Below are 26397 nucleotides of genomic sequence, written 5' to 3' on the forward strand. Positions count from 1 at the left end.
TGCGGGTGGAATCCGGCACAGCGTCATGCTGATCCGGTGTGGCGGGATTGCTTTCAGGCGGCTGCGACGTTCCCGGTGGCCCGCATTCCTGCCTGGCAGGCCAGGTCGAGTACCGGCAATGCCCGTTCGACCGCCAACCTGGCGCGCTGGACCAGCGCTTCGTCGTGCAGGCGGCCGCCCGCGAAATCCCTGTCGGTCGCGTATACGCCCAGCGGTAACGTGCGCGCCTGGAAGAAGCTGAACAGTGGCCTCAGTTGATGGTCGATCATCAACGCATGGCGCTCGCTGCCGCCGGTGGCAGCCAACAGGACCGGCATGTCGACCAGGGCGTCCTGATCGACGAAGTCGAAAAAGTGCTTGAACAGCCCGGTGTAGGAACCGCGGTAGACCGGCGTGGCCACCACCAGGACATCCGCCTGTTCGACCGCCGCGAGCTCCCGCTCCACCGTGTCGGGCAACTGGGCACGCCTGACCGTACCGGCAAGCTGGGGGGCAAGTTGGCCGAGCTCGATCAGGTGCCGTTCGCAGGGGATCTCCGCCGCGATCAGGTCCGACAGATGCTCAGCCAGCGCCGCAGCCCTGGAAGGCCGTTGCAGTCCGCCGGAGACCGCGACGACGCGTAGTGGAAATGGGAGTGTCATTTTCGCCTTTCATGTAGCTGGTTCGTCCGGCAGCTGAGGGGGGGACGGATGCCGAAGGCCGATCCTAGTCAGGAGGTTCGATGAGGTAAAATGGTATTAATTCAAGAATCCATGATTGGAATTCATCGATATGCTTGAGCGTATCCACCTCAACATCGTCCAGCAGGTCGAAAAACAGGGCTCGTTGACGGCCGCGGCGGGCGTGTTGAACCTGACCCAATCGGCGTTGAGCCACAGCATCAGAAAGCTCGAGCAGCAGCTGGGCACCGACATCTGGCTGCGCGAAGGCCGAAGCCTGCGCCTCACCCAGGCCGGTCAGTACCTGCTGGCGGTAGCGAACCGCGTGCTGCCGCAGCTGGACCTGGCCGAAGAGCGCCTGGGCCAGTTCGCACAGGGCGAGCGTGGGGCGCTGCGCATCGGCATGGAATGCCATCCCTGCTACCAGTGGCTGCTCAAGGTGGTGTCGCCCTATCTGGCCGCATGGCCGGACGTGGATGTGGACGTCAGGCAGAAGTTCCAGTTCGGCGGGATCGGGGCGCTGTTCGGCTACGAGATCGACCTGCTGGTCACCCCCGACCCGCTGTACAAACCGGGCTTGAAGTTCGAGCCCGTGTTCGACTACGAGCAGGTGCTGGTCGTGGCCAAGGATCACCCCCTGGCGTCGGCAACTTACGTCAAGCCCCAGCAGCTGACCCGGGAGATCCTGATCAGCTATCCCGTGGATATCGAGCGCCTGGACATCTACAGCCAGTTCCTGTTGCCCGCCGGCGTAACGCCCCGGCGGCACAAGACCATCGAAACGACCGACATCATGGTGCAGATGGTGGCCAGCCGCCGAGGTGTGGCCGCGCTGCCCCGCTGGTTGGTGGAGGAGTATGCGAGCAGGATGGAGGTGGTGCCGGTGCGGCTGGGCGCACGGGGCATCGCCAAGCAGATATTCCTCGGCGCGCGTGAGGCGGACACCAGCATCGATTACGTGCGGGCCTTCATCGACCTGGCCCGCCACCCGACCGCGGTGGCCGCCGCCGGCACCGGCCGAGGAGCAAGGCGATGAACGGCAACACCGGTCGCAGCTCGCTCGCGCGGCCTTCCGATATGCCCAGGCTTGCCAGCATCATCACCGACGGCTATTCGCTGGAAGTAAGCGCCAGAGCGATTCCCGCGCTGGCCGCAGTGGCACCCCGGATAGCTCCCGGCACAACCGTGTTCATTCCCTACCTGCCGGGCGAAGACAACGAGGCGCGGCTGGGTGCAGCTGCTGCGGTTCGTGGACTCGGCTTCGAGCCCATGCTGCATGTCCCGGCACGACGCATGGCCTCGCTCGCTGAACTGGATTCGTTCGTCACGCGCGCGGTCGCCGAAGCCGGGGCTGAGCGTTGCTTCGTGATCGCCGGCGATTCGTCCAGCCCCAAGGGACCGTTTCCCGACAGCGCTTCGCTTATCGAAACCGGTGTGTTCGAACGCGCGGGCATCAAGCTCCTGGGGGTGGGCGGACACCCGGAAGGTCATCCGGTAATGGGCGAGGCGGCTCGCTGGGAGGTGCTTGCACGCAAGTGCCGCAGCATCGAAGGCCGTGGCATGACGCCGCTGATCGTCACGCAGTTCGGGTTCGATGCCGACATCGTATTGGCCTGGCTGGAAGCATTGCGCGGGCATGGCATCGAGCACCCGGTGCGCGTGGGCGTGCCGGGTCCCGCAGGCGTGGCGGTGCTGGCACGTTACGCGGCAATGTGCGGTGTCAGTGCAAGCGCCTCGATATGGTCCAGATACGGCATCTCGATCGGCAAGCTGTTTGGCACGGCCGGGCCGGACCTGTTTGTCGATCGCCTGGCCAATAGGCTGACGGAAGCAGCCGGAGAAGTGAACCTGCATTTCTTTCCGTTCGGGGGCATTGCCCGGTCCGTGGAATGGATAGAGCATTACCGCGTTCGCAGCCACTAATGCCCTGCCCATTGGACAAACATGATGTGCCGAGTGAAGGGCACCTCCACCGTCCACGGTGTTCCCCAAAGCAATGGCCGGTATGTCCGTATGAGCGGGAATAAAAAGAAGGGCATGGGCAACCAGCGGTTGCCCGATGCCTGATTCATCCACGGCCAGGCCGTGCCGCCCGCTTGACGATTCGAGGCGCGATATCGTGCCCAGGGTGGAGTGCCCTGGCCAGAACTAGGGCTTCGCGTCGGTTGCTCGCGCGGATGGGCTCGATGAACGCGAGCTCCTCGGCAGGCAGGGCGGCTGCAACGCTGGATTGGCGCTGATGCTGTTCCTGTTTCAGAAAGTCGCGGAACAGCGCTTCTTTGCCCCGGTACACCACCGTGACCAGATAGGTGGGCTTTGCCATCAGCTCCGTACCGGCAACGGTAGTGGGGCGCCGCGCAGGATCATCCTTCCGTGTCCTCGGTGCCGTAGAACTTGACCCCGAGTCGGATCTTGTCGCGGCCCTGGTCGCGGCGGTGGCGGTTGCTGTCGCGCAACGAATAGACGCAGCCGCAGTACTCCTGCTGGTAGAAGTTCTCGCGTTTGCTGATCTCGATCATGCGCGAACTGCCGCCGCCCTTGCGCCAGTTGTAGTCCCAGTAGACCAGGTCCTGGTAAGGCGCGGCCGCGCGATGCCCGCAGTCGTTGATCTGCGCCATGTTCTTCCAGCGCGAGATGCCCAGCGAACTGGTCATCACCCGGAAGCCATGCTCGTGCGCGTAGAGCGCGCTGCGCTCGAAGCGCATGTCGAAGCACATGGTGCAGCGGATGCCGCGCTCGGGCTCGTTCTCCATGCCCTTGGCGCGGGCGAACCAGTTGTCGGTGTCGTAGTCGGCGTCGACGAACGGCACGCCATGCTTCTGCGCGAAGCGGATGTTCTCCTGCTTGCGCAGCTCGTACTCCTTGAGCGGGTGGATGTTGGGGTTGTAGAAGAAGATCGTGTAGTCGATGCCCGATTCCACGAACGCTTCCATCAGCTCGCCCGAGCACGGCGCGCAGCAGGAATGCAGCAGCAGCTTGTCGCCGCTGTCGGGAAGCACCAATTTTTCGCGGGTGGCGTTCATGCGTCCTTCGCCACCAGCTTGACCACGCTGGAGAAGTCCAGCCCGCCGTTGCCCTGCCGGCTGTTCATCGCGTAGAGGTTGCGCGCCAGCTCGCCCAGCGGGATCGATGCGCCCACGCCCATCGCCGCCTCGGCGGCCAGCCCAAGGTCCTTGAGCATCAGGTCGTTGCCGAAGCCGCCGCCGTAGCCGCGCGAAGCCGGCGCGTTCTCCAGCACGCCGGGCCACGGGTTGCAGACCTCGGTGGCCCAGCTGCGGCTGGTGCTGACCGCCATCATCCGCGACAGCGCCCTGGCATCCAGTCCGTGCGCCACGCCCAGCGCGATGGCCTCGCCGGTGACCGCCATGATCACGCCCAGCGCCATGTTGTTGCACAGCTTGGCGACCTGTCCCGCGCCGGCGTCGCCCATGTGGAAGATGTTCTTGCCCATCGCCGACAGCACGGGATGCGCGCGCTCGAGCGTCTCGGCGCTGCCGCCGACGATGAAGGTCAGGGTGCCGGCCGCTGCGCCGGCGGTGCCGCCGGAGACCGGCGCGTCGATCATGGCCAGGCCGCGCGCGGCGGCGGCCTCGGCGACCTTGCGCGCGGAAGCCGGGGCAATGGTGCTGCAGTCAATGACCAGCGCGCCGGCGGGAATTTTCGCCAGCAGGCCGGCGTCGCCGAGGTACAGCCCTTCGACGTGGCGGCTGGCCGGCAGCATCGAGATCACGACCTCGGCGTCGGCCACCGCCTCGATGGCGCTGGACGCCGCGCTGGCGCCGGCAGCGACGGCGGCGGCTACCGCGGCAGGCGCGAGGTCGAACACGCGCAGCACGTGGCCGGCCTTGAGCAGGTTGGCGGCCATCGGTCCGCCCATGTTGCCGAGACCAATGAAGGCGATGCGGGACATAAGGGGTTCTCCGTCAGCGGCCGAGGTCGGCCAGTGGATGGGCGTCGGCCGGCCACGGCGCGGCGAAGAACGCCTGCGCCCAGCCCGCCGTGGCGGCGGCCAGCGTCGCCGGCTGCCAGCGTGGGTTGCGGTCCTTGTCGATCAGCAGGGCGCGGATGCCCTCGGCGAAATCGCCGTGCGCGGCGCAGTGCAGGGCGACGATGTATTCGAGGCGGAACACCTCGGCCAGCGACAGCGTGGCGGCGCGCTGCTGCAGCTCGTAACCCAGCCGCGCCGAGCCGGGCGATCCGGCGGCCAGCGTGGCCTGCGCGTTGCGCAGCCACGGGTCGTCGCCGGCATCGAGTGCGACGATGGCGGCGGCGATGGCGTCCAGCGTGTCGTGCGCGCAGGCGGCGGCGATGGTCTGCGCATTGCGCTGCAACGGTCCAGGTGCGGTCGGCTGCGCGAAGCGGGCAAGCAGGGCGTCGAGCTGTGCGTGCGCGCCGGCGGGCGACCACGCTTCGGCGGTCAGCGCGTCGAACACCTCGCTGCGCCGCGTCTCCGGCACGAACACGTCGGCCATGCCGGCGTGGATGGCGTCGCCCACATCCAGCGGCGCGCCGGTCAAGGCCAGGAACAGGCCGGCGCGCTGCGGCACGCGATGCAGCAGCCAGCTGCCGCCCACGTCCGGGAACAGGCCGACGGTGATTTCCGGGAAGGCCAGCTTCGAGCGCTCGCTAACCACGCGATGGCTGGCCCCAGACATCAGGCCGATGCCGCCGCCCATCACGATGCCATGGCCCCAGCACAGCACCGGCTTGGGATAGGTATGGATGCGGTGGTCGAGGCGGTATTCGGTCGCGAAGAAGGCTTCGGCGTGCGGGTTGCCGCACGGGTCGGCAAAGGCGTCGCCTTCCCAGCGATCGCGCTGCTGGTACTCGCGCATGCCGCGGTACAGGCCGTGCAGGTCGCCGCCGGCGCAGAAGGCCTTTTCACCCGCGCCTTGCAGGACGACCAGCGCGATGCCGTCGTCGCCGGCCCATTGCACCAGCTGCGCGTCGAGCAGCCGCGCCATCTCCAGCGACAGGCCGTTGAGCGTCTTCGGCGAATTCAGGATGGCGATGGCGAGGCGCATGCCGTTGCCGGCGGCGCGCTCCTCGAACAGCACGCACGGTTCGGAAGCCGCTGCCTCGGCGGCGGCGTTCATGCGTTCTTCCATTGCGGGGCGCGCTTGTCGAGGAAGGCATTGACGCCTTCGGCCTGGTCGGCGCGATCGAACAGGTCGACGAAGGCCTCGCGCTCGGATACCAGCGCGGTGGCGTGGTGTTGCGTGCGGGTGGCCTGCACGAGGCGCTTGCACGCGGCCACGCTGCTGGGGCTCTGCTTCTCGGCGTGCTTTGCCCAGGCCAGCGCACGTGCCTTCGCCTCGCCCTTGGGAGTCACGTCCTCCACCAGCCCGACCCGCAGTGCGGTAGCGGCGTCGATGCGCTCGCCCAGCAGGATCATCCGCTTGGCCCAGCCCTCGCCGACCAGGCGCGGCAGGTTCTGGGTGCCGCCGGCGCAGGGCAGCAGGCCGACCGTTGCTTCGGGCAGCGCCATCTGCGCCTGTTCCTCGGCGATGCGCAGGTCGCAGGCCAGCGCACATTCCAGCCCGCCGCCCATCGCGTAGCCGTTGATCGCGGCGATCGACACGCCGCCGAACGCGGCCAGCGCCTCGAACGCCTCGCCGAAGCGGCGCGCCGCTTCGCGTGCCAGTGCCTTGTCGCCATCGGCGAACTGCTTGAGGTCCGCCCCGGCGGAGAAGAACTTTTCGCCTTCGCCGGTGACGACCAGCGCGTAGATGTCGCGGTCCTCGTCCAGCGCCTTGATCAGGTCGCGCAGCGCCGCCAGGCTGTGCACCGTCCAGGTATTGGCCGGCGGGTTGGACAGGGTGACGACGGCGGTATGGCCGTCGATCTCCAGTTTCAATCCCGCCCATTCGCGGCTGCGGTAGTGCTTGATGACGTGGGCGCTCATCGCAATTCCTCTTCGGTGTTCAGCAGGTGGCGCGCGACGATCACGCGCATGATTTCGTTGGTGCCTTCCAGTATCTGGTGCACGCGGCAGTCGCGCAGCAGGCGTTCGATCGGGTATTCGCGGATGTAGCCGTAGCCGCCATGCAGTTGCAGGGCGTCGTTGCAGATCGCAAAGCCGGCATCGGTGGCGAAGCGCTTGGCCATGGCGCACCAGACGGTGGCATCGCGGGTATGCGCATCGAGCTTGCTTGCCGCTGTATGCACCATCTGCCGTGCGGCGACCAGCTGCGTCGCCATGTCGGCCAGCTTGAACTGCAGCGCCTGGAACTCGGCGAGCCGCTTGCCGAACTGGCGGCGCTCGCCCAGGTAGCGGCGCGCGGCGTCCAGTGCGCCCTGCGCCGCACCCAGCGAGCAGGCGGCGATGTTCAGGCGGCCGCCGTCCAGCCCCTTCATGGCGATCCTGAAGCCTTCGCCTTCCTCGCCCAGGAGGTTGGCCGCCGGCACGCGCACGTTCTCGAACGTGATGCCGCGTGTGGGCTGGCTGTTCCAGCCGAGTTTTTCTTCCTTGCGCCCGTAGATGATGCCGGGGGAATCGGCGGGCACCGCGAAGGCGCTGATGCCGCGCGCGCCGTCGCCGCCGGTGCGGGTCATCACCACCAGCATGTCGGTCGCGCCGGCACCGGAGATGAAGGCCTTGCTGCCATCCAGCACGTAGTCGTCGCCGTCGTGCACGGCACGGGTCTTCAGCGAGGCCGCGTCGGAGCCTGCGCCGGGCTCGGTCAGGCAGTACGAGGCCAGCTTCTCGCCGCTCGCCAGCGCCGCGCCCCAGGTGCCGCGCAGGGCGGGGCGGGCATGCGCGGTCAGCATCCACGTCGCCATGTTGTGGATGCTGATGTAGGCGGCGGTGGACGGATCGACCGCCGCCAGTTCCTCGAACACGATGGCCGCGTCCAGCCGAGTCAGCCCGCTGCCGCCAGCGGCTTCGTCCGTGTAAAGCCCGCAGAAGCCCAGCTCGCCGGCCTTGGCGATGGCCTCGCGCGGGAAGATGCCCTCGGCATCCCAGCGTGCCGCGTGCGGGGCCAGCTCGACCAGCGCAAAATCGCGCGCGGCCTCGCGGAACGCGAGCTGCTCTTCGCCCAGCCCGGGCGGCCGTGCGGCGTGCAGGTTCATGACGGCGGCCATCACTTCAGGTTGATCGTGGTGTTGACGCCGTGGCCGGCGGTCTCGTCGTCGAACCAGCGCGCCGTCACCGTCTTGGTCTGGGTGTAGAAGGTGACGACCTGCTTGCCGTAGGGGCCGAGGTCGCCCAGCTTGGACGCGCGCGAGCCGGTGAAGGAGAACATCGGCAGCGGCACCGGGATCGGCAGGTTGATGCCGACCTGGCCGACGTCGATCTCCTCCTGGAACCTGCGCGCCGCCGCACCGCTCTGGGTGAACACGGCGGTGCCGTTGCCGTTGGGGTTGGCATTGACCAGCGCGATGGCGTCGTCCAGCGTGTCCGCCTCGAGGATCACCAGCACCGGGCCGAAGATTTCCTCGTCGTAGATGCGCATGCCCGGCTTCACGCCGGAGAAGATGGTGGGGCCGACGAAGTTGCCGCGCTCGAAGCCGGCCACGTCCGGCCTGCGGCCGTCGAGTTCGAGCGTCGCTCCCTGTTCGATGCCGGAGGCGATCAAGGCCTCGATGCGCTCGCGCGCGGCGCAGGAAATCACCGGGCCGACGTCGGTGCCGGGCTCGGTGCCGGCATTGACCTTAAGCGTCTTCGCTTTGGCGACGAGCTCGGGAATCCAGCCGCGCGCCTCGCCCACCAGCACCACCGTCGAAGCCGCCATGCAGCGCTGCCCGGCCGCGCCGAACGCCGCGCCGGCCATCGCGTTGAGGGTCTGCTCCTTGTTGGCGTCGGGAAGGATGACCGCGTGGTTCTTCGCGCCCATCATGCACTGCACGCGCTTGCCGGCCAGCGAGGCGCGGTTGTAGACGTGGGTGCCGACCTTGGTCGAACCGACGAACGATACCGCCTTGATGTCCGGGTGGTCGCAGATCGCATTGACCACGTCCTCGCCGCCGTGGACGACATTGAGCACGCCCTTCGGCAGGCCGGCTTCCAACGCCAGTTCCACCAGCCGCATCGTCACCATCGGGTCCTGCTCCGACGGCTTGAGCACGAAGGTGTTGCCGGTGGCGATCGCCATCGGGAACATCCACAGCGGGATCATCGCCGGGAAGTTGAACGGGGTGATGCCGGCGCACACGCCCAGCGGCTGCAGCAGGGTGTAGGTGTCCACGCCGGTGGCGACGTTGTTCGCCAGTTCGCCCAGTTGCACGTTGCCGATGGCGGCGGCGTGCTCGACCACTTCCAGGCCGCGGAACACGTCGCCCTCGGCGTCGGGCAGGGTCTTGCCCTGCTCTGCGGTGAGGATGGCGGCCAGCTCGCCCATGTGCTCGCGGATCAGCTGCTGGTACTTCAGGAAGATGCGCGCGCGGGTGCCGATGGGCGTCCTGCGCCAGCTCTTGAAGGCCTCCTTCGCCGCGGCGACGGCGGCATCGACCTCGCCGGCGGTGGCGAACGGCACCCGCGCCAGCACATCCTGCGTCGCCGGGTTGACCACGTCGCGCCACTGCGCGCTGCCGGACTCGACGAACTCGCCGTCGATCAGCAGCTTGACCGTCGCGGCGCTGGCCGCAACACGATGCATCTCATTCATTTTCCTGTCTCCGAATCGCACACCCGCGAAGGAAGGCGGGGTGGAGGACAGGACAAGATGACGGGCGCGCACGGCGGCTCCATCAGCTCGCCGAGTCGCCCACCGCAACGCCCGAGAGGGATGTCTTTCCAGACATCCCGCACAGGCCGGTCTCCGGGCTTGCGAGCGATGCGTCACGCATCAATCCGACACCTTCCCGCGCTGCGCGCAGTGGTCGTCCGTCGGGCTTTCTCGCCTACCGTTGCGGGGGCAGCGCCGGCATTGAGGAGTGCGGCCACGGATGGCTGCTTCTTGCCTCTGCGGTCATGGATGACCGCAAAGCCCTCGCACCGGCTTCCCGTTTCACCCTGCGCACCGTGACGGCGGCAGGACACCTGTGATGCGCCCGAGTCTAGGGGTTGGTATCAAGTGAAAGCAAGTTGCAATGTGCAATGTGGGGTACCGCGCCGGAGGCGATGAAGGACCGATGATCGTCACGGCATGTTGTGATTCCGGCCTTGGGGCGCGTGCACGTCCAAGTGGATCTGCCTGACGATCCGCCTTGGCCCAGTTGCGACGGCACGAGTACTGGACGGCTTCATCGGCCTCGGAAGGTGAAGCAGGGGAAGTAGCTGCCAAGGCGGATCAGATCTGCAGACTCGCCTTCATGTCGCCCGCGCCCCGGCTCGCGGCATTCCTGCAACGCCCAACGCCGGACGCCGCGCGCGGCCAGCTGCTCGGCCAGGCGGTACAGCGCCTGCACCGGGAACAGGCCCGAGTGCCAGGTGGTGCGGCACTCGAAGGCAACGCCGCTTTCCAGCAGGTGCCCCAGTGACAGTTCGACCGGTGCTGCGCTGCCGCGCCGGCCGGTGATGGCGTCGTGGTATTCCGCCGGTCCCTTGATGTCCAGTCCCACCCAGTCCAGCAGCGGCAGCAGCCGTTGCAGCCGTGCCGGATACATGCCGCCGGTGTGCAGGCCGATCTGGAAACCCATCGCCTTCACCCGCGCCATGGCATTGGGCAATGTCGCCTGCGAGGTCGGTTCGCCGCCGGAGAACACCACGCCGTCGAGCAGGCCGTGACGACGCTGCAGGAAGGCCTGCACCGCATCCCAATCGAGGCCGCCTTCGCCGCGTGCCGGCAGCAGCTCCGGGTTGTGGCAGTAGCCGCAGCGCCATGGGCAGCCTTGCAGGAACAACACCGCTGCCAGCCGACCGGGAAAGTCGATGCTGGTCAGCGGTGTCATTCCGGCCACGCGGATCATGCGGCTTCGGCCACCGCGATGGCGTCGGCGCGCTCGGTGAAGAAGCGCCGCTCGGCGTGCTCGCCCTGCTTGCCGATGTTGAAGCTGGACACCGGGCGGTGATAGCCCATCACCCGGGTCCAGACTTCGCAGCGCTGGCGGTCCTCGGCGCGCAGCGACGCGGCGGCGGAAGAGGTTGGATTGTTCATGCGTATGTCTCCTTGGAGGTCGGGGTATCGACGGTGGTCGGCGGCACGCTGGCCGCCCGTTGTTCGGCCAGCAGCCGCTCGTCGCAGCGCGGGCAGAATTCGTGTTCGCCTGCCAGGTAGCCGTGCACCGGGCAGATCGAGAAGGTGGGCGTGATCGTGATGTAGGGCAGGTGGAAGCGGGTCAACGCGCGCCGCACCAGTTCGCGGCAGGCCTCGCCGCTGGACAGACGTTCGCCCATGTAGAGGTGCAGCACGGTGCCGCCGGTGTAGCGCGATTGCAGCGCCTCCTGCCGCTCCAGCGCCTCGAACGGATCATCGGTGAAGCCCACCGGCAGCTGCGAGGAGTTGGTGTAGTACGGCTTGTCCGCGCTGCCGGCCTGCAGGATGTCCGGCCAGCGCCGGCGGTCTTCCTTGGCGAAGCGGTAGGTGGTGCCTTCGGCCGGCGTGGCTTCAAGGTTGTAGAGATGGCCGGTCTGCTCCTGGAACTCCACCATCCGCGCGCGCACGTGGTCGAGCAGGCGCAGGGCGAAGGCATGGCCCCATTGGCTGGTGATGTCGTGGGCATCGCCGGTGAAGTTGCGGATCATCTCGTTGATGCCGTTCACGCCCAGCGTCGAGAAGTGGTTGCGCAGGCTGCCGAGGTAGCGCTTGGTGTACGGATACAGGCCGTCGTCGATCAGCTTCTGCACCACCTCGCGCTTGATCTCCAGGCTGCGCCGGCCTAGTTCCAGCAATTCGTCCAGCCGCGCGAACAGGGCGGCCTCGTCGCCGCGATGCAGGTAGCCCAGCCGCGCGCAGTTGACCGTCACCACGCCCAGGCTGCCGGTCTGCTCGGCGCTGCCGAACAGGCCGTTGCCGCGCTTGAGCAGTTCGCGCAGGTCCAGCTGCAGGCGGCAGCACATCGAGCGGATCATCCCCGGGTCCAGCTCGGAGTTGATGAAGTTCTGGAAGTACGGCAGGCCGTACTTGGCGGTCATCTCGAACAGCCGCTGCGCGTTCTCCGATTCCCATGGGAAATCGGCGGTGATGTTGTAGGTGGGGATCGGGAAGGTGAACACCCGGCCACGCGCATCGCCCGCGCTCATCACCTCGATGTAGGCGCGGTTGATCATGTCCATCTCGGGTTGCAGCTCGCCGTAGGTGAACGGCATTTCCTCGCCGCCGATGAAGGGCGTCTGGTGCTTCAGGTCCTGTGGGCACACCCAGTCGAAGGTGAGGTTGGTGAACGGGGTCTGTGTGCCCCAGCGCGAGGGCACGTTGAGGTTGAAGATCAGTTCCTGGATGCACTGGCACACGTCCTCGTAGGCCATCGCGTCCTTGCGCACAAACGGCGCCATGTAAGTGTCGAACGAGGAAAACGCCTGCGCCCCAGCCCATTCGTTCTGCAGGGTGCCGAGGAAGTTGACGATCTGCCCCACCGCCGAGGACAGGTGCTTCGGCGGGCCGGCCTCGACCTTGTTGGGCACGCCGTTGAGCCCTTCATACAGCAGCGTGCGTAGCGACCAGCCGGCGCAGTAGCCGGACAACATGTCCAGGTCGTGGATGTGCAGGTCGGCCTCGCGGTGGGCGCGGCCGATCTCGGCCGGGTACAAGTGCGAGAGCCAGTAGTTGGCGGTGACCTTGCCGGACACGTTCAGGATCAGCCCGCCCAGCGAGAAGCCCTGGTTGGCATTGGCGTTGACCCGCCAGTCGGAGCGGGTCAGGTATTCCTCCATCGACCGTATCGGGTCGATCAAGGGAGCGGTTGTCGCCACGCATCCGGATTCCATGGATCATCTCCATCAACAATATGTTGTGGAAATGATCCTGCATGACTACTACATGTTGTTTGATCTGGATCAAGAGAGCGGCGGTTGATCTGGTTGTCTCTTGGGGCGTTAGAGGTCACTTCCGTCCAGCGTGATGACCTCTGCGCCAATGTCGGCCTTTCAGACTTGTTATCGGACCCAGAGTGGAACGGACGCGGAATCAAGATGCTTCGTTACCACAATGAGCAGCATCGCGTCACGAAGCCGAAGGCGCAGATCTTTGTGTTGATGGACTTGGCGGGTTTTGATGAATGGGGATATTGGAACGACCCTGCACACTGCTTGCCGGCGAAGTGTGCCTACGACATGTTTCCTAGGGTCGTTAGGAAAGTGCCGATGGGCGTCCCCCCTAAACTTCCTCCAGCTTGCCGGGACTGATCTTCTGAGGGGCCCGACTGCGTCCATGAGGGACGCGGGGGTAGCCGGGGAGTTCGGTCATGTCGGCAGTGTTCACGGGTAATGGTCTGGGTCTGTTCAACACCTCGCTGAGCCAGTTGGGGTATGGGCTGGGCGGTGGTGCAGGGGTTGGCCAGGGGCGCGACAGCCAATACGTGAACGCGGCCACGGGCAACCTGGTGTGGCAGAGCAGCGACGAGCACCTGGTATTCCGCGGGTTGAGCGTGAACCTGACGCGGACCTACAACAGCCTGGGGCTGTTGTCCGAGGTCGGGGCTGATGGCTGGGTGACGGGCTTCGAGCGGCGGGTGGCGCTGCAGGGCGGCACGTTCAACGCGGCGGGCAGCGTGATGCGGCGTTTTGCCGGAGATGGCTCCTACCAGGACTTTGCCTATGTTTCGGCCAATACCTATCGATCCACCGGCGGAGATGGCGCCGATGACACCCTGACCTGGACGGGGAGTGGGTGGCGTTATGTGGAGGGCAGCACGCGGCGGGAAGAGGGGTATGCCGACCATGCCGATACCGTCAGGCAGGGGCGACTGACGTACCTGCGTGACCTGCGTAGCGATGGTGCGCTGCCAGTGACCTGGCAGGTGGACTACGACGTCAACCAGCGGATCGCACAGATCCGGGCCGACGATGGCAGCAGCAGCGGGGATGCCCTGGTCTTCGGGTACGACGGCGCCGGCCGGCTGGGCAGTATCGCCACCCGGGAGGGGGGCGTGGTGCGTCACCAGGTGGCCTACGAGTACGACGGCCAAGGGCGGCTCGTCGGGGTGGTGGCGGATCTGACGCCGAACAATGCAGCCGACAACACCTGGAACGGCACGAACGCTTCGCAGAACGACGGAAGGTTGTTCCGCACGCAGTACAGCTATGAAGGGACGAGCCTGCGGCTGGCGTCGGTCAGGCAGGGCGATGGGACGGTGGTGAGTTTCACCTACCACGCCGATGGCCGGATCAAGACGGTGACGCGGGGGGATACGAACGCCAACGATGCCGATGGTCTGGGTGAGACCTTCACCTATACGTATGCGGCGGGCAGCACCACGGTGAGCGACAGCCTGGGCCGTGCGTGGGTGTACGGGTTCGATGCCGAGGGACAGCTGACCAGCCTGGTGGCACCGGCGGTCTCGGGGCAGTCGGACGTGACGACCTATCAGTACGATGCGTCGGGCAACGTGCTGCAGGTCAAGACCGTGCGTGGCGCAGCGGTGCTCTCGCAGGTGGACTATGCCTACGATGCGTCGGGCAACGTGACGTGGGAATGGGACGGGCTGGGCAATGCGATCAGCCGTACCTGGAGTACGGGCAACCAGTTGCTGAGCCTGACGCGGTACACAGGGGTGGACCCGGACCGGGAGGGTGCAGCGCTGCCCACGGGTGGGCTGACGACGCGTTACGTCTATGACGCACAGGATCGGCTGCGTTTCGTGGTCGATGCGCTGGGCCAGGTGAGCGAGTTCACCTATGCAGCCAGTGGCGATGGGATAGGGCAGCAGAACAGCCTGCGGCAATACCTCGGGGCCAGCTATGCCGGCACTTCGGATCTGGCAGGGTTGGAAGCATGGGCGACCAGTGCGAGGAAAGCGAGCAGCCAGCTGACCGAGCTGGGCTATGACGCCTGGGGGCGGTTGAGCCTGCGCACGGAGTACGCCACGGTCAACGCTTCAGGCGTCGGTGTGCTGGACTCGGGGGCAAGTCTGACCCGTTACACGTACGATGCGCAGGGCACGCTGCGCCAGCAGATTACGCTGCGCAATGGCAGCCGCACGGGGGATGGGGCGGCGCTGGCGGGCAGCCAGCAGATCGACTACGTCTATGACGGCCTGGGCCGGTTGCTGAGCAGCACCAGCCGCGAGATCGGCGTGGCGGGCATTGTGCAGACGACCTATGCATACCTGGATTCGGGCCACCAGGTCGTGATGACCGAGGGCGGTGGTCGCGTGGTCACGCAGACGCGCGATGCGGCCGGGCGGCTGGTGTCGGTCAGTGAGCAGGGCAATGCGGGCGGTGGCAGCCAGACCCGCACGCAGTTGAATTATTACGATGCGAGCGGGCAACTTCGCGCCAGCGAAGATGCCGCCGGTGGGCGCAGCTACTTCTTCTATGACGCCAAGGGGCGGCTGGAAGCCACGGTGGATGCCACCGGTGCGCTCATCCGGACCTACTACGACGGGTCGGACCGGGTGGTGGGCACGCGGCAGTATGCCAACCGTCTGACGACCAGCAGCTGGCTGGTGGCGGGCAAGGTGGTGCCGACGCAGGCGGACAGCCTGGGGATCGTGGCCAATGCGTCGCTGGACCGGGTCAGCGGCCGCACTTATGACGGCGCCGGGCGGTTGGCCACGCAGACCGATGGGCTGGAAGGCAGTGCCGAGCGCTCGATCAGTACCTACACCTACGATGGCGCGGGCCGGCTGCTGCAGGTACGCACGACCGATGCGGCGGGGACGGCGGGTACGGCGCGGGCGGTGCGTTACCTCCATGACGAAGCCGGCCGGCAGGTCGGTGTGCTGGATGCGGACGGTTACCTGACCGAAACGCAGTATGACCGTGCCGGCCGCATCCTGTCGCTGACGCGCTATGCGAGCGCGTCGCCGCCGGCACATTGGGCGGCCGGCTCGCTGGCGCAGCTGCGTCCCGGCACGACGGGCCAGGACCAGACCACGCGCTATTTCCACGATGGGCGCGGGCAGCTGGTGGGCGTGCTGGATGCACAGGGTTACCTGACCGAATACGTCATCGACGAGACATGGAGCGTGCGCGCCGAGCGCCGCTATGCCACGGCGGTGGCGGCGGTTGCGGGCGACACGCTGGCCACCCTGCGTGCGCAGGGCGGCACGTACCAGCAGGTGCGCAAGTACTACGACGGCCAGGGCCGGCTGGCGATCGAGTCCAATGCCGAAGGCACGCAGACCCGGTACACCTACGATGTGGCCGGTCGCCTGGTGAAGACAGAGACGGCGCAGGGCACCAGCGAGGTGCGGGAAGGGAACCGGCGCTACAACGCCTTCGGTGAGCTGATCGGGGAGATCAGCGGCGAAGCGGCGCTGCAACTGCTGCCGGGGATGAGCGAGGCGCAGCTGGATGCGATCTATGCGCAGTATGGCGTGCGTCACAGCTACGACGTGCTCGGTCGCCGGATCGAGAGCATCGATGCGGCGGGCAACAAGACCTGGTACTTCTACGACAGCGCGGGCCGGTTGACCTTTACGGTCAAGGGCGTGGCCGACGAGGTGGGCCTGCAGAACGCCCGCGGCGAGGTGACCGAGACCCGCTATACGGCCTTCGGCGATGTCTCCGACACGATCGCCTACACCGGCCGGTTGACCATCCCGGTGCCGGGCAGTCGTGCCAGCGCGGCCAATGCCATCAGCACGCTGGCTTATGCGGCGGCGGTGGATACACGCCGGCAATATGCCTATACCGCTCGCGGCCAGCTGGCCCAGGTCATCGATGCCGAGAACGCGGTGACCACCTATGCGTACACCGCCTTCGGCGACCTGAGCCGTGTCGTTGCCGCCAGTGGCACGGCATCGGCCTCGACCACCGACTATGTCCACGACCGTCGTGGCCACCTGACCCAGCGCACCGAGGGTGTGGGCAGTGGCAGCGTACGCAGCGTGGGGTTCAGCTACGACGCCTTCGGGCGGGTGATCGGTGAAGTTGATGGCCGCGGCACGCCGACCGCTTATGGCTACGACCGCCTGGGGCGGCAGATCAGCGTCACCCGGACGGTGCAGGGCCGGGTGGAGACGGTGAGCACCACCTACGATGCCTACCGGCGCACCCAGGTCACCGATGCCCGCGGCATGGTCACCACCTATGCCTATGACCCGGCCACGCAGGTCATGACGGTGACCTCGGCCGAAGGCATCCAGGTGAGCACGGCCTACAACCGGCATGGCCAGGTGCTGACGGTGACCGATGCCGCCGGCCGGGTGGTCACGCGCAATACCTACGACCGCGATGGTCTGCTGACCAGCAGCAGCGATGCGCTGAACCAGGCGTCGACCCAGACGTACGATACCCGTGGGCTGTTGACGGCCACGGTCGATGCCAGCGGCCGTCGTGTCGAGTTCCGCTACGACGCACAGGGACGGTTGCTGCAGCGGATCGAGGATCCGGGGGCGGGCAAACTCAACATCACCACGAGCTACCGTTACGACGGGCAGGGGCGCCAGCTGACGGTGACCGATGCCAGCGGGCGGGTGACCGGCTACAGCTACGACCGGGAAGGGCGCCTGACGCAGGTGGCGCAGGACCCGGCTGGCCTGAACCAGCGCACGGTGTTCGCCTACGACGCGCAGGGGCGCCAGGTCGCGGTGACCGAAGGCTACGGCACGGCCGCGGCCACGGTGAGGCAGTATGTCTACGACGCGCTGGGGCGGCGGACCGCCGAGGTGGTCGACTCGGGTGTGGGCAAGCTCAACCTGACCACGTCCTATGCCTATGACGGCAACGACAACGTCATCCGCCGCACGGATGCGACCGGCGCGGTCACGCGCTATTACTACGATGAAGCCAACCGGCAGACGTACGCGGTCGACCCGCTGGGCGGGCTGACCCGCAACTGGTACGACGCCAATGGCCGCCTGGTGGCCACCCGCAGTGCTGGACAGGCGTTGACGGCAACGCAGTTGGCCTCGTTGGGCGATGCCACTTCCCTGGCCCAGCTCGATGCGTTGCGCGTGGAGAGCGCTACCGACGCCGGGCGCTACCTGGCCTATGACAACGACGGGCGGCTGCGCTACAGCATCGATCTCACCGGCGCGGTCGAGCAGAGTCTCTACGACAGCGCCGGGCGCCTGATCCGCACCCGGGCGCATGTGAACCGGGTGGACCTGACCCCGGCGCTGGTCGGCCAGCTGCGCGCCGGTACCGCCACGGTCACGACCATGGGCTCGGGCGAGGACCAGGTCACCTGGAGCGTGCTGGACGAGGCCGGGCGGGTCCGCTACAGCATCGACCGGGCGGGCAACGTCCAGGAAACCGGCTACGACGCTGCCGGACGGGTGGCCTGGACGCGCGCCTACGCTACGGCCCTGGTGCTGGACAGCGCGCTGACGGTCAAGCTCAACGCCGGCACCACACAGCTGGGCGATGTCAGCAGCCGGTTGGTGGTGGCCGACGACAAGGACCTGCGCCTCTACCGGATCTACGATGCGGCCGGGCGCCTGCGCTTCTCGGTCGACGCCTATGGTGCCCTGCAGAAGCACTTTACCGATCCGGCTGGCCGTGAGGTGGGCAACCGCCGCTATGCGCCGGCGATGACGCTGGACGCCGCCTTGCTGGCCAAGCTGGCCGATGGCACGGCCACCGAACAGGACATCGCCGCCCGGCTGGGGTCCGACAACGCCCGCGACCTGCAGACCTACCAGGTGTACGACGCTGCCGGTCGCGTCCGCTTCATCATCGACATCGTCGGCGACGCGGCCGGGAACATGCACGGTGCGGTGACCGAGCTCTTCTACGACGCCAGCGGGCGGGTCGTGGGGCGCGCCTCGCGGGAAACCCTGGTCGATGCGGCCGTGCTCACCTCCCAGCTGCCGCAGGTGCGTGCCGGTACCCTGCCGGCGAGCACGGTGGCCGGATGGTTGTCCGGGGCGTCGCGTACCACGCAGTGGGTCTACGATGCGGCGGGGCGTGAGCGCTACACCCTGCATGCCGACGGCAATGGCGCCTACACCGTGCAGGAGCGTCGCTACGATGCGGTCGGCCGGGTCGTGGCCGAAACCGCCTATGGCGTGACCATCCCGTCGGCCACGGCGCTGACGGTGGAGGGCGTGAACGCCGCCCTGGTCGCGGCCAACGGCAATGCCGCCGGCAACCAGCGCACCACCCGCATGGTCTATGACGCCAACGGCGCGGTGCGCTTCGTGCTGGACAACCTGGGCGGCGTGATCGAGCAGCGCTACGACGCCTTGGGACGGGTCGTGGCCCATCGCCAGTACCCGGTCACCATCCCGACCAGTACGCCTGCGACCGAGGCGGCGGTCGTGGCCGCGGTGGCCGACCAGCCGGCCAGCAGCCTGCGCATCACCCGCACCGGCTACGACAGTGCCGGCCGGGTGGCGTGGCTCATGGATGCCAAGGGCGCGACCGAGTCCTTCGAGTACGATGCCGTCGGCAACCGTATCCGCTACACCAACAAGCTCGGCCATGTCTGGACCTATGCCTATGACGCGGCCGGGCGCATGGTCAGCCAGACCAGCCCACCGGTCAGCGTCGCCTCCAGCGACAACGCCGGCAACGTCAGCCATGCATCCCGAGTGGTGGTCACCCTGTACGGGTACGACGCGCTGGGAAACCCGGTGGCCCGGACCGAGGATGCCACCGGCCCCCAGCCGCGCATCACCGAGTACCGGTACGACAACCGTGGCAACCAGATCAGGACGATCCTTCCCGATGCCGGCGTCCTCAACGCCGCCACCGGTGCGATCACGCCCAGCGGAGTACGGCCGACCATCGAGGTCACCTACAACGCGCTGAACCAGGCGGTCGTCCAGAAGGACGTCAACGGGAACTACAGCTACAAGGCCTACGATTCCCGCGGGCAGCTGGCCTATGAAGTCGATGCCGAGGGCTATGTCACCGGCTATACCTACAATACGTTCGGCGAACAGGCCACGCTGACCCGCTATGCCGACAAGTTGGTCGCCTCGGCGATCAGCGGCTGGAGCGAGGGCATGCCGCTGGTGGCGGCACAGGTCGCCGCCGGCCGGCCGGCCGGCACGATGGACCGTACCTTGACCACCCGCTACGACGCGCTGGGCAGGAAGACCGAGGTCACCCAGAGTTCGGTCTACTACTACCAGGCCGACGGTACCCGCGGCGAGACGCAGCCGACCACGCGCTTCCGGTACAACGCGTTCGGCGAACTGGCCAGGACCGCGGTGCTGCTGGATCCGGTGGCCGGACGCTGGTCGCCCACCTATCAGTACTACGACGGGCTGGGCCGCAACATCCTGACCGTGGATGCGGAAGGCTACGTGACCCAGCGTACCCATGACGCCATGGGGCAGGTGACCCAGGTCATCGAATACGCGCGGGCACTGGACGCGGTGACGTTCGCGGCGCTGACGCCGACCACACCGCCGCCGCCGCTGCCGGCGGCCGGCGATGCCGCCATCGGTCACGATCGCGTATTCGCGTATGGCTACGATGCGCTCGGGCGCAAGACCAGCGAAGTGTTGCTGCGGCACTACCGGCAGGGCGATGGCACCGCGGTCGTAGGGGACGTACGGACAGCCTTCGCCTACGATGCCGCCGGCCGTCTTACCGGCGTCACCCGGGATGCGGGAACTGCGGCGGCTGCGACCACGATCACCGAATACGATGCGCTGGACCGCGCCGTCTCGGTGCGCGAACCCGAGCGCGCCGTGCTGGCGGATACGGCCGAAGCCGCACTGATCGGCAGCACCTCCAACACGCTGGGTACCGGCACGCTCTATCAACAGGTATCACCCTATGTGACGATGGCCTACGACGCCTTCGGCAACTTGGTGACCGCTCGCCGATATGCCAATGGCTGGGTGCAGGGCACCACGGCGCCGGTCGCCGATGCAGGGCGGGACCAGGTCATGGTCACGCGCTATGACGGGCAGGGGCGGGCGGTCTGGGAGAAGGACGCCGAAGGCAACGTGGTCATCCGCAGCTTCGATGCCGCTGATCGTCTCCTCAGTACTTCCCATACCCTGACCAACGGCGATGGCAGCAGCGTCACCATCACCAGCACGGCCATCTACGACAAGCTTGGCCGTCAACTGAGCCGGCTGGTGATGCGCGACGCCGCGCGGGATACCGGCGAAGCGGTTGCCTACAATGCGTTCGGCGACATCATCAGCCGCGGTCCGGGTGCTGGCGACCAGCGCGCATTCTATGCCTACGACCGCGCCGGTCGCCTGGAGAGCGACAATGCCACCGGCGCCCCCCGCTGGTACGGTTACGATGCTGCCGGCAACCAGGTCAAGGCGTGGCACAACCTCGACGCAAGCCTGGTTGCTACCACTCTGATCCAGACGGATCGCCTGGGACGCGCCACGCAGGTCCGCACGCCATCGAACCAGGCCGACGCGACGATCACCCATACCAGCAGCCGCACCTATGACCGTTGGGGCAACCTGCTGAAACTGGTGGATGCCAAGGGCCTGACGACCGACTACGAATACGACGAGTTGGGTAACCTCGTGCGCGAAATACAGGCGCTGGTACGTGTGGTGGCCAACGGCACGCCTGCGCAGCAGATGCGTCCCGAACGCAATTGGTACTACGACGGCATCGGTCGCCTGGTGGGGGAGCGGGATGGCAACGGCAACCTCAGCCGGTACGAGTACGACCTGGGAGGCCGGCAGGTCAAGGTGATCGACGCGGCGGGCAACGTGCGCCAGCAGGCCTACAACGCATTGGGCCAGCAGGTGCTGTCGCAGAATGGGCTGGGCTATCTGACCCATACCCAGTACGACCGCCTGGACCGCGTGGTCGGCCATGGCGACTACCTGACCAACGCGGCCGGAATCGCGCGCGAGAAGAAGACGCGCGAGACCTACCAGCTGAACCAGAACGGCGACCGCATCCGCGTCACCAACGCGCTGAACCAGTCGTCCCTGTACAACTACGACAGCCGCGGCCTGATCGTGCGCAGCCAGAGCGCGGCCGGCGTGGTGATGGACTACGGCTACAACGCGGCCGGCCTGAAGATCCGCGAGACCTACAACCTGGCGCATACGGCCATCGTCGACCGCGAGGGCGAATCCGTACTGACCAATGAGCTGACCTGGAACTACGATTTCTTCGGCCGGCTGGTCGACTACAACGACCTGAGCGGCCGCGACTACGACTACACCTACGACGCGGCCACGGGGCTGCGCACCGGCGAGACCAGCAGCGACGGCCTGAGCCGGACTACGCTGTACTACGCCAGTGGACTGGTCCGCGAGGTCCAGGAGCCGAACGGGGTGGTCTACCGTTACGAGTACGACGCGGCGGGCAACCGCACGGTAGAGGAGAGCATCACACGCGATAGTCGTGGCAAGGTCGTGCAGGTGCGTACCGAGATCGAGTACGACAACCACCATCGCCTGCGCCGGATCAGCCAGCGCGACATGGTGGCCGGCAGCTGGGTGTTCGACGCGGTGTACGAGTACGACGCGGCGGGCAACCGCTCGCACGTGGCAGCGCGCTCCGGCTATGGCACTGGTACCGCGCCGGTGGGGGTGATGTATATCGCCAGCAGCGGCCTGCCCAACCGGGCGGTGAGCGCGGGCGTGCCGGTGGACTTCGAGTTGCCGGGCGGCGCGTTCCGTGCGTTGCCGGGAATGACGCTGGGTTATGCGGCCGAGGTGCTGGTCGGCAACAGCTGGGTCGGGCTGTCGCAGCTGGGGCTTTCGATCAACGCCACGACCGGGCGGATTACCGGCACGCCCCAGAACTTGGGCCAGTCCAGCTACACGGTGCGGATCATCGCCACCGACGGCGCCAGCGGCGCTCGGGATGTCGGCCAGTTCCTGCTCGGGGTAGGCAGCGTGCCCACGGTGCTGGCACCGACGCCGGCAAAAGTGACGACCATCGGCGGCACCACGATCCGCCGCGACGAGTCGTGGTACGCCTACGACAGCCTGAACCGCGTGGTGGTGGTCAACGGCACCGTGGATGCCAATGGCCAGGTGGTGGTGGCCGACAACAACCTCAGCTATGGCTACGGCTACGACGCCGCCGGCAACCAGGTAGCCCGCTACTATTTCGGCAACGAAGTAATGCTGGGCGGCAGCTTCGGCGCACGCACCCTGATGCTGGTCCAGCAGGACTATTCGCAGCGCGGTGAACTGCTCAACATCCGCAATGCCAGGCCGTTGTCGGGCTGGGACCTCTCGCCTTATCCCTACGTGGAGCAGCGCAGCTACGATGCGGCGGGCCGTCTGCTGGAGCGCCGCACCTATTACGCCAACGGCGAGACGCGGCAGAAGTTCGGCGGGGAGGAATCGGTGGCCGGCTGGCTGGCGTCGGTGGAGAGCACGACGTACGACGCCGACGGCCGGGTGTTGACCCTGGAGACGCTGCGCCGCCCGGAAGTGCGCGACCGGGTGAACGACCCGCGCTACAGCCCGATCATCCAGCAGCCGGAGATGATCGATCCCAGCAGCTGGGCCGACCACCAGAACGTGTCCGAGCTGACCCAGGGCAATCGGATCAGCTACAGCGGCGCGGGACTGGGCTATGACACGGCCGGCCGGGTGAAGGGCTATACCTACCAGAACTGGGGCGATGCGGCCTACACGCACACCTACACCTATGCGTACGAGGGCTGGGGGAGCTACCAGGAAAAGACGATCACCGGCAGCAGCAGCAACAGCAACTACAAGACGACCACCAGCACGATGAGCTTCGACCTGGCCGGTCGCCTGCAGGAGATACGGGAGAAGACGGTCGGAGCGACGCTGGACGACCGGCTGCGCACGTTCGCCTACGACGGCAACGGCATGATCCTGAGCCGCCGCGATGGCACGGTGACCAGCGGCAACGTGTTCCAGCAGAAGAACGCCCAGGGTCAGGTAGCCACGGGCGACGTGCTGGGCCGGATGAACCAGCGCAACGTGTACGCGACGGGCCAGCAGGTGGCCAGCCTGGACGAGGCGGGCAAGCTGGACGTGCTGAGCCGGCTGACGGCGTTCAGCAGCAGCGACACCGGGGCCGGCAAGGTGACGGTGCAGGCGGGCGACACGCTGTACACGCTGGCGCAGCGCGTCTACGGCAACGGCAACCTGTGGTACGTGCTTGCCGAAGCCAATGCGCTCAAGGGCGACAACGACCTGGTGGCGGGAGCGACGTTGAATGCGCCGCAGGTGAAGACCAACAGCAACGACGCCAGCACGTTCAAGCCGTACAACCCGGGCGAGATCACCGGGCCGAGCACGCCGAGCCTGCCGTACATCCAGCCGCCGAGCAACAGCGGCTGCGGGACGCTGGGCACGATCATCATGGTGGTGGTCGCCGTGGTGGTGACCATCTATACGGCCGGTGTGGCGTCCGGGGCAATGGGCAGTGCGGCGGTAGGCACCGGCGCTGCGGGTACGACGGCAGGAGTTACCGCCAGCGCGGCCACGGCGACCGCGGCGGCGGGCACAAGCGGTTTTGCGGCCACGATGTCCACTGGCCTCAGTGCCTTGGCAGGAGGCTATGGCACCACGGCCATGGTGGTTGGTGCGGGTGCCGGTGCATTTGCCGGCAGCGCCGCCAGCCAGGCGGTGGGCAGCGCGATGGACATGACCAGTTTCAGCTGGCGCAATGCGTTGCAGGCGGGCGCCTCGGCGGCGGCGGGCGCGTGGATCGGCGGCACCGGGATGATGCAGGGGCTCAATGGCGCACTGGGAGGCACGCGTTTTGCGCAGGCCGCGGTCAGCGCGGTTGTGGGGCAGATGACCAGCTACGCGGCCAGCAAGGTGGCAGGCGTGGACGCCAGCTTCAGCTGGAGTCGCATTGCGGTAGGAGCGGTATCGGCGGGCCTGACCGCCACGGCAATGCCGCGCATCGGCACCGCATTCGATATCGACCTGACCACGGCCGGCGGCCAGTTCGCGGCGGACATGGCCGGTGGTGTCGTCGGCGGGAGCCTGGCCTTGCATGTGGGCCGGCAGTGGGGACTGGGAGGGGACGTCAACTATGGGCGGATTCTGTCCGATGCGTTCGGCAACGCCTTGGGCAACGCGGCAGGCGGCAAGCACGAGAGGTGGGCGGTGGAGGAGCGGCTGCAGCAGATTCGCGCGGCACAGCAACGCCGGGAAGACATGCAGTTCGCTGCCGATCTGATGTCCAACGGTCTGGTCGGGCCTCCCAGGGAGGCGCGGCTGCAGCAGATTCGCTCGGCACAGCAACGCCAGGAAGACATGCAGTTCGCTGCCGATCTGATGTCCAACGGTCTAGTCGGGCCTCCCATGCTGATGTTGCTGGGAGGCGGTCAAGCTCCCGGGGAGGAAAGCTCACACGCGATGCAGGGAGCGACAAACTTGGATACGGTCAACGTCTATCCGGACGTGGACAGGACAAATGCCGCGTGGGCTGAATGGCAGTGGCGGCAGGACTACAACGCCTGGGTAGGCAGCAGCCCGCTGTACGCTAAGATTCCGGTGGGGGTGACGGTGGAACAGGCGCACGGGACGTTCTACCAGACCAATAGCGGGTGGATGCAGAAGAACCGCCCGGACGACTATGCCAGGGCGTTGGCGGGACCACAGGCCCAAGGCCAGCCGTTGGGCGGTCGCAATGATCTGCGCGACCTCCAGGCGATGGGCCGATTCGTGTGGGGCGGTTTCAAGGGGGCAGTGAATGGAATCGCGGGATCGCTGCAGATGGCCCCGGGCCAGCAACTCATGCGCTGGGCGAGCGGCACCGAAGTCTGGGAGCCGTTTGAACTGAACGGCTCGTTGGAGCAGGCCGGTTCGATTGCCTTTGGCGTGGCCGGGTTGTTTGTCGGGGGCGGGAGTGGAGCCGTATCCGCCGCCAGGTCGGCTAGACTGGCTTCCGGTGTAGGGATGGCCGAAAGGGTGGAGGTGGTTGCGGCGAGCCGGGCGCGGTGGGTGGCGGCTCAGGAGAAGGTTCCAGACACTGCGGCCCCCTTCAGTCGGCTTGTAGAAGGCGGCGGATTGCAAGCGCACGAGGCTGCCGGCGGTCACTTGTTGCTCAAGCACGTCGGTCAGTCTGAATCGCCCCTCATGACACGCCTCGTCAACGAACCAAAGATCAGCGGTTCCTCGTCCTTCTATGATCGTGCAACTGCAGAATTGGCTACCTCAAGAGCAATCGAGGCGAGACAGACGGAAATTGCGGCGTGGCTCAGCACATCAAAGCCGGGAACTACAATCACCTACAGGTCTGCTGAGAATGTGGGCATAACGGTAAGTCGTGGCGCCACTAAGGCCGTGGAAACACCTAGCCTGAAGCTAGTGCTGCGCCGCGATCCGACGATGCCAATGGGTTACAGAATTCACACGGGGTTCCCTGAACAATGACATCTAGCTACGCAAACCTAGCGGAATTCTTGGCGACTTACTTTCACCAAGACTGGACGAGTGATGCCGACTCCAGCATGGAGATCGCGCAAATCTATTTGTCTGAGTGGCCGAGACAGGAGGTGTCTCTAGCAATGCAAGAGATCGCACTCCTACTGACTGAGAGCGAGGATGAGGTCGTTCGCATCATCGATGGCATGGGTTGCTACTTCGTCCCGGCTTCGGAGGGGTACGACTCGGCTGCCGCTTGGCTACGAAGTGTTGAAGCGCTCATGCGGCAGACTTTGGCGGACTAACGAAGTCCAGTCATCACTGCCCGGTAACAATCGGGCAGTGATGTTGCAAACGGCGGTGCGGGGTGTCCCGTCCACGCTGTCCACGAGCAGTTTTTACCCGGCCGATGTTGTGTTTCTTGCCATTCGACGGGGTGTTGTGAGTGCTGCGCAGCTCAATTTCTCATTTTCATCGCTCTTTCTTCTACGGT

Annotated in this window: 14 protein-coding genes and 1 riboswitch; of the genes, 3 read left to right on the top strand and 11 right to left on the bottom strand. The window is 66.7% G+C overall.

The window, feature by feature from the left end; all coding sequences use genetic code 11:
- Window positions 1-53 precede the first annotated feature (53 nt).
- Complete coding sequence (msuE, locus tag CQ393_RS02180; RefSeq protein ID WP_153189987.1) at window positions 54-641, bottom strand: FMN reductase; 588 nt, start codon at window positions 639-641, stop codon at window positions 54-56.
- A gap of 130 nt (window positions 642-771) precedes the next feature.
- Here msuE and CQ393_RS02185 point away from each other — a divergent pair, with 130 nt between their 5' ends.
- Together CQ393_RS02185 and CQ393_RS02190 are read left to right on the top strand one after the other, a co-directional pair.
- Window positions 772-1695 (top strand): LysR family transcriptional regulator, encoded by a 924-nt coding sequence (locus tag CQ393_RS02185; protein ID WP_153190086.1) that lies wholly within the window; start codon window positions 772-774, stop codon window positions 1693-1695.
- Between the two features lie 41 nt (window positions 1696-1736).
- The gene (locus tag CQ393_RS02190; protein WP_153190087.1) at window positions 1737-2582 is read left to right on the top strand and encodes a methylenetetrahydrofolate reductase; all 846 of its coding nucleotides are present in this window, start codon (window positions 1737-1739) and stop codon (window positions 2580-2582) included.
- 145 nt (window positions 2583-2727) lie between these two features.
- Here the strand turns inward: CQ393_RS02190 and CQ393_RS02195 are convergent, their stop codons facing one another.
- From CQ393_RS02195 to CQ393_RS02240, 10 genes are all read right to left on the bottom strand, one after another.
- Window positions 2728-2982, bottom strand: a complete 255-nt coding sequence (locus CQ393_RS02195; RefSeq protein WP_153189988.1) for a hypothetical protein — start codon at window positions 2980-2982, stop codon at window positions 2728-2730.
- Between the two features lie 40 nt (window positions 2983-3022).
- A complete protein-coding gene (locus tag CQ393_RS02200) occupies window positions 3023-3682 on the bottom strand; it encodes an epoxyqueuosine reductase QueH (RefSeq protein WP_153189989.1) in 660 nt (219 codons plus the stop codon).
- Window positions 3679-4569, bottom strand: coding sequence for a 3-hydroxyisobutyrate dehydrogenase (mmsB, locus tag CQ393_RS02205; protein WP_153189990.1), 891 nt, complete (start codon window positions 4567-4569; stop codon window positions 3679-3681). Before mmsB ends, CQ393_RS02200 begins: the two co-directional genes overlap by 4 nt.
- Window positions 4570-4582: 13 nt before the next feature.
- Window positions 4583-5755, bottom strand: coding sequence for an enoyl-CoA hydratase/isomerase family protein (locus CQ393_RS02210; RefSeq protein ID WP_153189991.1), 1173 nt, complete (start codon window positions 5753-5755; stop codon window positions 4583-4585).
- Window positions 5752-6564 (bottom strand): enoyl-CoA hydratase, encoded by an 813-nt coding sequence (locus CQ393_RS02215; protein WP_153189992.1) that lies wholly within the window; start codon window positions 6562-6564, stop codon window positions 5752-5754. Before CQ393_RS02215 ends, CQ393_RS02210 begins: the two co-directional genes overlap by 4 nt.
- The gene (locus CQ393_RS02220; protein ID WP_153189993.1) at window positions 6561-7733 is read right to left on the bottom strand and encodes an acyl-CoA dehydrogenase family protein; all 1173 of its coding nucleotides are present in this window, start codon (window positions 7731-7733) and stop codon (window positions 6561-6563) included. Before CQ393_RS02220 ends, CQ393_RS02215 begins: the two co-directional genes overlap by 4 nt.
- Before the next feature lie 11 nt (window positions 7734-7744).
- The gene (locus CQ393_RS02225; RefSeq protein ID WP_153190088.1) at window positions 7745-9259 is read right to left on the bottom strand and encodes a CoA-acylating methylmalonate-semialdehyde dehydrogenase; all 1515 of its coding nucleotides are present in this window, start codon (window positions 9257-9259) and stop codon (window positions 7745-7747) included.
- A gap of 135 nt (window positions 9260-9394) precedes the next feature.
- Window positions 9395-9661, bottom strand: a riboswitch (cobalamin riboswitch).
- A 184-nt stretch (window positions 9662-9845) separates the two neighbouring features.
- The gene (locus tag CQ393_RS02230; protein ID WP_153189994.1) at window positions 9846-10493 is read right to left on the bottom strand and encodes an anaerobic ribonucleoside-triphosphate reductase activating protein; all 648 of its coding nucleotides are present in this window, start codon (window positions 10491-10493) and stop codon (window positions 9846-9848) included.
- 14 nt (window positions 10494-10507) lie between these two features.
- Window positions 10508-10699: an anaerobic ribonucleoside-triphosphate reductase gene (gene nrdD / locus CQ393_RS18335; protein ID WP_153189995.1), complete on the bottom strand. Its 192-nt coding sequence runs from the start codon at window positions 10697-10699 to the stop codon at window positions 10508-10510.
- The gene (locus CQ393_RS02240; RefSeq protein WP_153189996.1) at window positions 10696-12468 is read right to left on the bottom strand and encodes a ribonucleoside triphosphate reductase; all 1773 of its coding nucleotides are present in this window, start codon (window positions 12466-12468) and stop codon (window positions 10696-10698) included. Before CQ393_RS02240 ends, nrdD begins: the two co-directional genes overlap by 4 nt.
- A gap of 476 nt (window positions 12469-12944) precedes the next feature.
- On the opposite strand from CQ393_RS02240, the gene CQ393_RS02245 reads away from it, so the two are divergent.
- Window positions 12945-25913 carry an RNase A-like domain-containing protein gene (locus CQ393_RS02245; protein ID WP_153189997.1) on the top strand — a complete coding sequence of 4323 codons (12969 nt, stop codon included), beginning with the start codon at window positions 12945-12947 and terminating at the stop codon, window positions 25911-25913.
- The last annotated feature ends 484 nt before the right edge of the window (window positions 25914-26397 follow it).

The sequence above is a fragment of the Stenotrophomonas sp. MYb238 genome (assembly GCF_009496535.1).
In the GTDB taxonomy this organism is placed as follows: domain Bacteria; phylum Pseudomonadota; class Gammaproteobacteria; order Xanthomonadales; family Xanthomonadaceae; genus Stenotrophomonas.